The organism is Butyricimonas faecalis, assembly GCF_003991565.1.
GTDB classification, from domain to species: domain Bacteria; phylum Bacteroidota; class Bacteroidia; order Bacteroidales; family Marinifilaceae; genus Butyricimonas; species Butyricimonas faecalis.
Genome location: NZ_CP032819.1, coordinates 4,575,118 through 4,586,322 on the forward strand (window position 1 = coordinate 4,575,118; position 11,205 = coordinate 4,586,322).

The window sequence follows — 11,205 nt, forward strand, 5'->3', positions numbered from 1 at the left end:
AAATATGTCGGATCCCATAGCCCCTTTGGTATAGTGTGGCAGATAGCTGCGGCCACCGGCTGGAGTGTAAAATACATTCTTTGGGGTGTCAATTACCAAACCCTCCGGATGATGCTTGCCGATGCGCCACATTACGAGAAAGAGAATGATAACAACCGAACCGGAAGCAAAGGCGGTAAAGGGAAACCTAAAAGCCTTTCCGGATTTTTCCAATCACGATTGAAAGAACAATGAAACCCGTTGAGATAGAATTCATAATGAGAGACAAGCTCTCTCCCGGCATTGACAAGGCGGGCAAGTCCGCCGAAACGCTGGGAGATAAGGCCGAGCAGGTGTCTAAAAACATCACAGACCGTATTGCCGCCCAAAAAGAGCAGATCAAGTATGTTGAATCCTGTCTCAAGGATTTAAAGAAGCAGTACGACAACCTCGCACCCGGAAAGGCGCAGCTGGAGATGCGTGCGGAGATAGATGCCTGTACCAAAGCCCTGCAGGAGGACAAGAACATACTCTCCTCCCTTGAAGCGGAGCATGACAAGGCAGCCGTTTCCACCAAACGTCTTTCGATGCAGCTCCGGGAGATGCAGGATGCGATGGCTCGCCTGCGTTTGGAGGGCAAACAGAACACCAAAGAGTATGCGGATATGGCCGATAAAGCCGCCGTATTAGCCGATACGATCGGTGACCTGCGTACCCAAACGAATATTCTCGCCAATGATGATGCAGCCTTGCAGGGAGTGATGAGCGGTGTGAATGGCTTGTCCGGTCTGTTCACGACCGCCACCGGTGTCATGGGGATTTTCGCCTCGGAAAACGAGGATCTGATAAAGATACAAACCCGTGTGCAGAGCGTCATGGCCGTCACTATGGGGCTGCAGCAAGTCATGAATACCCTGAACAAGGACTCCGCTTTCCGGCTGGTCACCGTTGTCAAGATGAAAAAGCTGCTGACGGCGGCCAATACAAAGTTGGCCGTGTCATTGGGCATCTCCAATGCGGCTGCCACCGCTTTGATGGCCACCCTTACGCTGGGGCTTTCCGCCGTTATAACGGGGCTTATCGTGCTTTGGGATAAATACAGCGATGCTCAGGAGGCAGCGGCGGAAAAGGCCAAAGAACGGGTTAAAATAGAAAGTGACGGGCGTTCCCAAATGATCAAAACCCGCTTTGAGATAGAGAATACCACGAAAAGCCTGAAAGACTTTACCGGTAGCAAGGAGCAGGAAAAGGCCAAAGTTGAGGAGTTGAACCGGAAATACGGCGAGAGCTTCGGATATTACAATACCGTTGCCGAGTGGTATGATGTGCTGATCCAAAAGAGTGATGACTATATCCAAATGCTTTTCCTGCAGGCGAAAGCCCAAAGTCTTGTTAACAAGGCCGTGGAAGCGGACGAAACGGTGAACGAGGTAAAAGCCACTCCTGAATCCGATGTCGAGGGTTCGATGGGCTGGTTCTCTAAAATGGGGCTTTATATGGCTCAAAGCGAGTCTTACGGTCAGATTGACGCTCAGGCGTTGATAGAGAAACATAATAAGGAGGCCAAGGATGCAGCCGTAAAAGCCGCCGAGGAGCAGCGGGACGCTTATTTGGAGGAAGCAAAGAAGCTGCAGGAGGAATATGCCGAGCTGGGAAAGAAATCCGGTATCGGCGGGTTCGTGGCTCCTGAGAACAACAAGGATAAAGCGAAACCGGCCAACAACCTTGCCGAGTTAGAACTGAAAGCCCGTCAAAAGATAGAGGATCAGCGTATCGCCATCCTGAAAGAGGGATATGACAAGGAGCGTGAGGAGGCATCGTTGAACTTTGAGCGGGAGAAAGAGCGTATCAACCGTGAGGAGCAACAGCGCATTGAACTTTATAACAAGCTGAAAGCCGCCGGGGAAAAAGTTACTCCTGAGCAGCTTGCCAATATCTCGGCACAGGCCGCAACCCAGCGTATACAGGCTGCACAGATATATGATGCCACCGTTGCAGAGATTGACGGTAAGGAGAAAAAGGATAACGAGGAGAAAAAGAAGAAACAGCAGGAAACCCTGCAGGAACTTCTGACTAAATATCGTGACTATGAGGCACAGCGTGCGGCTATAAAGAAACAAGGTGATAATGATATCGCTAAATTGGAGGCGGAGCGGACTGAGGCAAACTCGGCGGAGATTGACCGGGCGATAGCCGTCGCAAGAGAAAAGGTAAAACAAGGCATCCAATCAGTGAATGATGCGGAGGCTGACAGTATCTCAAAGGACAATGATTTCTTTAAAAAGCTCTTTGGGGATTATTCTTCCATGTCTTTCGACTCACTGCAGAAACTTATCTCACAGGCGAAGCAGTTGCGTGCATATTTATCCGGCAAGGGAGATGCGAAAGGTATCACGTTCATCTCTCCGGATCAACTGAAAAACATAGAGAAAAGTCCGGCAGAACTTGAAAAGCTGAAAAAAGCCCTTGATAAACTGCTCGATACCGGCAAGGGAGGCAATAATAAGTGGGAGAACATCTTCAAGACATTTGAGAAAGGCTTTGCCGAACTCAAAGGTGCGAAAGGAGCCAAAGAGGTGTCCGGCGCAATCGGTACGATCAGCGGGGCTGCGTCCGAGGCGGCTGGTGAACTTGCCAATATGTTTGACCAGATGGGTAACACCGAGGTTGCCGATGCCCTGAACGGTATGCAGCAGGTGATGGGGGCGGTTTCCAATATCGGACAAGGTTTCGCCAAGGGTGGCTTGATCGGTGGCATCGGTGCGGCTATCGGTGAGGCCGCAAATTTCCTGACCTCGGCCTTTGCTGCGGAAGCCCGCCACAAGGAGGCTCTAAAAGAGATTGAAAAGGCTAAGCTCGATTTCCAGCGGCAATACAACCTCTTACTGCTGGAGCAGAACCTTTTGCTCGAAAAGGCGGAGAATATATTCGGGGAGCGTCAGGTAGCAAAGGCCGCCAATGCGATAGAGGTCTATCGTGATGCCCTCTCGCAATTCAAGGAAGAACTGGCCGGTGACGCTCCCACCATGAACTGGATAGAGCGCATGACGGGTGATTTTGCCGGAACCTACCGCAAACGGCTGGAGAACTATCAGAAAGGTTTTGGCGGGTTGAACGATGCGCAGATCGTTACGGGACATAAAAAAACGGGATTGTTCGGCTGGGGAAAAGGAAAGGATGTTTATAGCGGGATCCTTGATGTTTACCCTGAACTGATAAAGGCCAACGGCGAGCTGGATACGGAGATGCTCCAAGTCATTCTCGATACCCGTAAGATGAGCGATGAAACCCGGAACTATCTTGAGAACCTGATCGACCTGAAAGATGCGATGGACGAGGCGGAACAGGCTTTGGAGGATTATCTGCAGGAAACGTTCGGGAGCCTCGGTCAGGGAATGCTCGACTCTATCACTTCCGCCATCAAGGGAAGCGGCACGGCATTGGAAAATTTTGCGGATCAGGCCGCTTCCGTGCTGGAGAACCTCGGAGAGCAGATCGCATATTCCCTGTTCTTTGCCGATAAGTTCGATGACCTGCAGAAAAAGTTAAAGGCGGTATATGGAAGCGGTAAAAGTGAGGAACAGATTGCGGGTGATGCCATGCACCTGATCGATAGCTTTTATGACAATATCGGGAATAACGTTGATGCGGCTCAATCGTGGATGGAAGCGTGGAAAGACAAGGCCGCCGCTATGGGGTATGATCTTTGGAAAAACGATGAGGAAAAGACTACCACCCAAAGCGGGCGTGCCGGTGCTTTCCAAACCCTCACACAGGATCAGGGTACAAAGCTGGAGGGATTGATGACCTCCCTGCAGATGCACGATGCCTCCATCGATGAGAACGTGGAGAATATATCAGAGGGCATAGGCGGAGCATTGGAAACGATCGATAAGATAAAGACGAACACCGATGCCTTGCCAAAGATATACGATGAGATAAGGGATATCAAACAAAACGGTTTAAAGATGAAATGACAATGGATATTTTAAAAGGCTTGTTACTGATAAACGGGGTTGATGTCTTTGTGGATTATGGGGCATTCCTCGCAGAGGAGAAAGCGGGTGATACCAAGAATTACTCCGCCCTGCTGAAACCGCCATCGGCAAAGCCGCACACGGCTGTGTCATTCCGGGAAAAAGACGGGGAGAAACTGCCTGATGCGCTTTTACCCGCATGGGAGGCTCGTGATGTCACCCTGCAATTTGCGATCATAGCGGCAGACCGGGCGCAATTCCTGTCCCGTTATTCGTCATTCCTGAAATTTCTCAAGGCCGGTAATAAGGGATGGTTGACCATCAACCCACCGGAGCTTGGCAGGAGTTACCGGATGTATTACAAGGATTGCACGGATTACACCCAGCTGACCGATTTCGGGGGTGAGGTCATCGCAAAATTCAGCGTGAAATTTCGGGAACCGGTTCCCTCGTTATAGTATTCAAACATTATTCAAACAGCGTTCAAAATGGAGCTTAAAATATACAACCAGCAAGGGGTGTTCAAGACTGCGGTATCGCCGTCAGACTCCGACCGCCACGTAAAGGAAGTGATGAATGACAATATCCTGAATTTGTCGTTTACCCTTTACGAGTACGTGGAACTGGGCGTGAATGATTACGTGGATTTTGAGGGTGAACGCTTCACGCTGCTGGAGGATTACAAGCCGGAGCAGAAATCCACCGTTGAGTATGCCTACAGCTGCAAGTTCTACGGTATAGAGAGTGAGCTTAAAAAGGCCAAAGTCCTCAAGATGGTGGACGGTGACGATGAGCTTTCCTTTTCCTATGATGCCACGGCTGCCGAACACCTGCAGCTGATATGTGACAATATAAACCGTATCAAGGGGACGAAAAATTGGGTTATCGGCGAGGTGGTGTCCTCCGCTAATGTAAACATAGAGTATGATAAGATATTTTGTTTCGATGCCCTTTCGGAAATAGCCAAGAATTTCAATACCGAATGGTGGATCGAGGGAACCACTATCAATCTGAGCCGTTGTGAACACGGCACTCCCGTATCTTTGGGGTACGGAAAGGGGCTGCTCAGGCTTTCCCGTGTGGAGAATGATACGGTTCCTTTCTTTACCCGGTTGTATCCTCTTGGCAGTACCCGTAATATCGTGGCCTCTGATTACGGCCACCGCCGCCTGCAGCTTCCGGGTGGTGTCCGTTACGTGGAAAGGAATATCCATCTCGGAATCGTGGAGCAGGCGGAGGAGGAGGCCTTTGCGTACATATTCCCGAAACGAATCGGTACTGTTACCTGTGTCAGGACGGAAGAGGCCACAGGTGAGGACGGCAATGCGTTCACTATATATTATTTTACTGATGAGGGGTTGAATTTCGATCCGAACACGTATGAGATCGAGGGGCTTGTTAAACAGGTGTCGTTTCAAGGCGGGGAGTTGAACGGGCGTGATTTTGAGGTGAATTTCAACTCCGAGACAAAGGAGTTCGAGATTATCACGCAATTCCCGTATGAGAACCAGCAGCTACCGGGCGGCCTGCTGATCCCGAAGCCGGGTGACGAGTATATCCTTTGGAACATACGGATGCCTAAAGAGTATTATCCGCTGGCGGAAAAAGAATTCGAGGAGGCCGTTCAGAAGCATATCGAGTCGATAAGCATTGATACGTCAGTCTATAAGGCTCCAACCGATTACATCTATTTGGATGAGAACCATATCGATTTGAAATTGGGGCGGCGTGTCCTTTTGGAGAATGAGATTTATTTCCCCACCGGCACTCACGAGAGCCGTGTGACCAAGATCTCCCGCCGGGTGAATAATACCACAGATATGGATATTGAATGCACGTATGCGGTTGATTACGGGCGTATCAATCAGATCGAGAGTAATATCGTGGATATTCAGGCAGCCTATAAGGAACAGCTGAATAAGGACGTGCTGACCGTATTGAAAAGCTGGGACAGTATTGATCCCACCGAGTATAACGTCCTTTCCGCCGTCCGGACAATACGCACGATCGCAAATTCCTTGAGCAAGCTGGAAAAAGAAACGGCAGACAAATACCTCAGAAAGGACATACCCGACACGGCGAAAGAGCTTGAAACCTTTTTGAAGGGGATAAAGGTTATCGGCGAGGCTCTTGTTGAAAGCCTTACGGTAGAGAAAGACTCCACTTTCAAAGGTCTGCTTTCCTCCGAGGTCTTTACTTCGGGTTTCCCCGGCGGAACCGGATGGGCATTGTTTTGGAAAGAGGTGCTTAATGCCGCAGGAGTAAAGGAAAAGAAAGCCGTCATGGAGCTGGACGAGATGACCGTCCGTGGGGTTATGCGAGTGTATGAATTTGTCATCTCACAACTGATGGGTGAGAACGGAACCCGTCTGACAACTGACATGATGCGTGTCGATCACATCGATGCGGGCACAAAGACAATCTATCTCGATACGGAGAAAGGAGTCCTTTACAACCCTTTCCGTCCGGGTGATATCCTGATGGTTCAGCGTTTTTCCGTGGATGGTATCATCAAGCAGTACGAACTGCAGGTGGTCACTGCCAAAGTCGGTGATACCTCCAAAGGAGAGGAACGGCTCGATAGCATCACCTATAAGAATTTTGTAGGCGATGAGGGTAGTGTTGTTTTTCGTGACGTGCTTACCCGTGTGGACTCCGCCACCAATTCAGACCGCAAAGGGGTTATCAAACAAACCAGCGTTGAGGAGGGCAGTCCGTATCTTGATGTCCTGTACGGGATGAAAACGGATCCTGACAACGCCGTGCGTCTCCGGCTTGGACGTCTGGCCGGTATTATTACCTATTGGTGGGGGCAGCTGCAGGGATATGGTCTGTATTCCAACAACGCCTATCTGCTGGGTGATTTCCGTCTGCGTACCGGTGAGGATGTCCGGACGAAATTCGAGATAATGGAGGGTATGCTGCAAAGTGCCATGCAGAGCGTTGTGGGCACGATGACCGAGGAGGATAACTTTTTGAAAAACGCCAGCTTTCAGGATGACATGGCTTATTGGGAGCGTGAGAGTGATATGGCTTTATTTGATATCGGAGGGCAGCTGCTTGATTTAGGCGTGAATTTCTATTCCGAGAAAAACAAGGTGGCCGATATTGACTCTTTCGATGGCCGTTTCATGCTCCGGATCAAACGGAGTCACATTCGCCAGCTGAATGCGGATATCACCAAGCCGGAAGATGGCAGCGTCATATTTCTAACCTTGAAATATCATTGCGCCGAGGAGGGGATCCTGACTGCCGGTTTCAGTGGATCCGCTCCCTATGTGGAGCAGGTTATTCCGGCTGGTGAGGGCTTTGATATACTGGAGATATCAGGAGTATGGAACGGAACCGGTGATTTTCTCCTGAAATTTACCGGTGACTTGTATATCGAGCAGCTAACCCTGACCAATCATCCGTTAGAGGATTATAAAAAAGAGGTCAGTACCAAGTTCGAGCAGACCGCCGAGCATATTCTTGCCGTGGCCGAGGAGGTGAATAAGATAGACCATACCATCAAGACCGCCGGTTGGATCACCACGGCAGACGGTAACAAGCTGTGGGCTACCATAACCGAGGTGGACAGTCTTGGCAATCGTGTCACCACGCACGAGAGCAGCTTTCACGTGACGGCGCAGCAGATCAATGCTATCGTGAGCCGTATCGATAAGGCGGAGGATGATTTGGGAATCATAGACCATACCATCAAGACCGCCGGTTGGATCACCACGGCAGACGGCAACAAGCTATGGGCTACCATTGACCGGGTGGATGTCCTTGGCAATCGTGTCACCACGCACGAGAGCAGCTTTCACGTGACGGCACAACAAATCAATGCCATTGTTAGCCGGGTGGATACGATAGACGGAACCATCAGCAAGGCTGGGTGGATTACTACTGCAGACGGCAATAAGTTATGGGCGAGCAAGACGCTTGAGAATGGTGATACGATTGTTTCCTATATCAACCAAGCGGCGGACTCCGTGACAATAAACGCCAAGCATATCAAGCTGGAGGGGCTTGTAACTGCGAATGGTAACGTACAATTCACCACGGATGGAAAGATAATCGCCAAGAACGGCGAGTTCAGCGGAACGGTTGTCGGTGTGTCGGGTTCCTTCAAATCCTTAAACTGCGTGAATAATAGCGGGGATATTGTCGGAGGCATCTCCTTTGGCAGTGATGGAAAGATGTGGTTTAACGGTGACCTGTATCATCAGGGCTATGACTATGACAAAAAACGTTCTTTCCGTTTCTATACCTCCGATGTTTGGTGTCGTGGTAATTTCGGGGCAAGGCAACGCAATACACTGGTGGTATATGGCAGTTATGGTTACTATTACGTAAATGGTTTGGATACGGAAACCGGTAAGGTATATGTCTCCCTACCCTCGGCCACGTCATCCAATAACGAGACCTATTATACCATTCCGTTATACGGAACCACCGGGGATGCTTCCGGTTTCCCTGTTGACTTGGTGATCATAAAGGTTTCAGGGACGTACCGGTATTTATTGAGCGGGATGAAAAGCCAGCGGGTAACGGTCATGAATGCGAATAATCAAAATAGTGAAATTTATATCTACTCGAATGGCAATAAGGTAAAATGGCCGGGCGGTACTATCGCTGATTGTAGGAATATAGCGGATTTCATGAGTCCTTCACCGGCTTCTAACTTATTAGGCAGAGGATGGATAGTGGGCGCAATGAATGATAATAACTGGTAATAATAAAAAGGAGGTATTTATGAAAGTGAATTTGAATGTTCCCTTTATGAATTATAAGGGGTTGGTGATCACGAAAAAGGTAGAGGGTACGGATGTGGAACAGGAGCAGCTGATGAAAGATGTCATTGCTCCGATCCTATTCAGTGGGGAGTGGAGAGATGAGAGGGTGAATGCTTTGAGTGGTGATGAAAAAATCCGTGCTTATAGCTTGAGCCTTAAGATCTATCAATCCACCGGAGATATCGAAATCTCAGCGGAGGAGGCTCTAATGATAAAAGAAGCCGCATTGGTTTTGAGCCCCGGCGGTTACGCACAAATTGTCAAATTGATAGACGGATAAGTTATGGTACTGACAGAAGCTCAATTGCAGGAAATCGCTAAACGTGTGCGTGCGATCATCCGAGCCGAATCCAAAGGCGTGGGTGATCTACCGGTGGCCACCTCGTTGGATGGGCTTCTCTCGCTTCCGGCCTTGCGCTTTAACGGTGGCGTGCCGGAAGTAGTAGAGGCTCCTATCTCCAAATTGCAGGACGTGGCATTGGATGCGGTCAGTGGGGCAACGAAAGCCGCCAATGAAGCCGCAGTAAAAGCCAACACGTCTGCAGGTAATGCAGATAAGGCAACCACAGCGGCCAATAATGCTGCCAAAAGTGCCAATGATGCCGCCGGTACTGCCGGAGCAGCTACCGAAGCGGCAAAGAAAGCCACGGATGCGGCCAACGGAGCCGCCTCCAATGCCACGAATGCCGCCACGAAAGCGTCCTCCGCAGCTGATACGGCGAATAAGGAGGCCAGCTCTGTAAATGCGGCCAAATCGGAAGCTCTTGCCGCTGCCGCCCGTGCGAGCAGTACGGCCACCACAGCAGAGGCCGAAATCGAGAAGATGAAGCAGCTGCAGGAATCCATATCGGGTGCAGCTTCATTGGCTCCCACGAGGATGGAACTGACCTACACGAAACGCATCACCCAGCGTAATCCTTACGTTCAGCGTATCGTGGCCAAGATGTTCCCCTCGTACTCCCTGCAGAATGTTTTGTTCTTGGGTGATGACGTGGCCGTGAGCGTGGATCCTGCCGGTATTGTAACCCCGTTGAAGATCGGAACGAGCCGGATCCACGTGATCCCGACACAGGCCACCCACTTGTACAAGACCATAAACGTGACGGTTCAGGCTCCGTCCGTCCGCCTTACCGGAGGCGGTAAAATCCGGGTTGACAGTAAAGGCAGAATACGTTTAACTTAAAAACTTGATAAATATGACAAGCGATCAGGAAACCCGTGTGTTAGCGATGCTTTCGGCTTTTGAAGCCGGAAAGAAGATCAGCGAACTCGATACTGCCTCCGGCAGCGTGAGCGATATGCGCATCGAGGTGCTGGACACGGACGGAGAGTCCAAAGTTATGAATTTGTCCGAGGCGGTTACCACCGCCGCAAACGCCGTTTGTGGACGTTATTGGAATGAATCGAATTCCACGTACCGGGCTGCCGGTTATCACGGCAGCCTCGATATGCTCCGCAAGCTGCCAGAGCTGTTGGGACTTGGTTGTTACCTCGTTCAGGATGACCGTACCCGGCGCAAGCTGGATCCCACGAACCACTACCGTTTCGAGGACGGCACACCGGCGAAGCTGGACGGCACGATGGGACAGTATATGTGGTGTTGGAATATTGGTTTTTATTTTGCCGAGTGGAAAGTGGGTAATTTGAAATATTATGCCGTTTCCCTTTCTCCCATCAAAGGCAAACAGTGCGTGTATATTCCCGCCGGTGGCCTTTCCGCCCTCGGTGGTGGCGTGCTGGACAGGACGAACAATATCCTTTGTTCGGTTGTGAGTGATGCCGCCCAATATCGTGGTGGAAACAATGATGCAAGCCGGGACGGGACTTACCGCACGCAGTTGGGGATGGTTGCAACCAATATGCAGTACCGTAATTTTTCAACTTATGCCCGCAAGCGTGGCGAGGGTTGGGATGCCAACTGGTACGTGGCTCAGGCGGTGGTTGAAATTCTTTTCATGATCATATTCGGAACCCGCAATATGCAGGAGGCCGTGATTGCTGAAAAGGATAGCAACGGTCTGTATCAGGGTGGCCTCGGAGCCGGAACCACTAATATGCCGAATTGGGATCAGTGGGGTTATTACCCGGTTGTTCCGACCTCTGCGGGTATTGAGTTGGGTGACGGTTGCGGTGAAACCACGTTCAACGTGCTAAAGGAGGACGGCTCGCTGCATTATGCGGCAAAGGTTCCGGTGTTCTTTGGCCTGAAACATCCTTTCGGCCATATATGGAAAATTGTCCGGGGGCTTATCGATAACGTGGGTGATGAGAAATCCGAGGTTTATGTTGCCCCGTCCCTTTATGCCGGTTATGATGACAATTCGATTTCGGTCTAATCAAGGTTTGCGAGGTTCCGAGAACCGGCGGTTATATCAAACAGAAAAGTTACTACTTGCTTTGCGCCATGCCGACCGAAATCGGAGCGACCGCCTCGACTTATTTCTGTGACTATTTTTGGGAGAATTCAG

Annotated in this window: 7 protein-coding genes; all 7 read left to right on the plus strand. The window is 50.3% G+C overall.

Going from position 1 to position 11,205, the window contains the following annotated elements; all coding sequences use genetic code 11:
- Positions 1-33: 33 nt before the first annotated feature.
- Genes D8S85_RS19560 through D8S85_RS19590 form a run of 7 tightly spaced genes read left to right on the plus strand, consistent with a single transcriptional unit; the run spans position 34 to position 11,073 of the window.
- Positions 34-234 (plus strand): hypothetical protein, encoded by a 201-nt coding sequence (locus tag D8S85_RS19560; protein ID WP_005779428.1) that lies wholly within the window; start codon positions 34-36, stop codon positions 232-234.
- Entirely contained in the window at positions 231-3,956 is a 3,726-nt protein-coding gene (locus tag D8S85_RS19565; RefSeq protein ID WP_005779426.1) for a coiled-coil domain-containing protein, read from the plus strand. The genes D8S85_RS19560 and D8S85_RS19565 overlap by 4 nt, the downstream gene beginning before the upstream one ends.
- Positions 3,953-4,414, plus strand: coding sequence for a hypothetical protein (locus tag D8S85_RS19570; RefSeq protein ID WP_005779424.1), 462 nt, complete (start codon positions 3,953-3,955; stop codon positions 4,412-4,414). Before D8S85_RS19565 ends, D8S85_RS19570 begins: the two co-directional genes overlap by 4 nt.
- 30 nt (positions 4,415-4,444) lie before the next feature.
- Positions 4,445-8,677, plus strand: a complete 4,233-nt coding sequence (locus D8S85_RS19575; protein WP_106482231.1) for a hypothetical protein — start codon at positions 4,445-4,447, stop codon at positions 8,675-8,677.
- A gap of 19 nt (positions 8,678-8,696) precedes the next feature.
- Positions 8,697-9,017 (plus strand): hypothetical protein, encoded by a 321-nt coding sequence (locus tag D8S85_RS19580; protein WP_005940325.1) that lies wholly within the window; start codon positions 8,697-8,699, stop codon positions 9,015-9,017.
- Positions 9,018-9,020: 3 nt separating this feature from the next.
- Positions 9,021-9,920, plus strand: a complete 900-nt coding sequence (locus D8S85_RS19585; protein WP_127075577.1) for a hypothetical protein — start codon at positions 9,021-9,023, stop codon at positions 9,918-9,920.
- A 13-nt stretch (positions 9,921-9,933) separates the two neighbouring features.
- Complete coding sequence (locus D8S85_RS19590) at positions 9,934-11,073, plus strand: hypothetical protein (RefSeq protein ID WP_240648754.1); 1,140 nt, start codon at positions 9,934-9,936, stop codon at positions 11,071-11,073.
- The last annotated feature ends 132 nt before the right edge of the window (positions 11,074-11,205 follow it).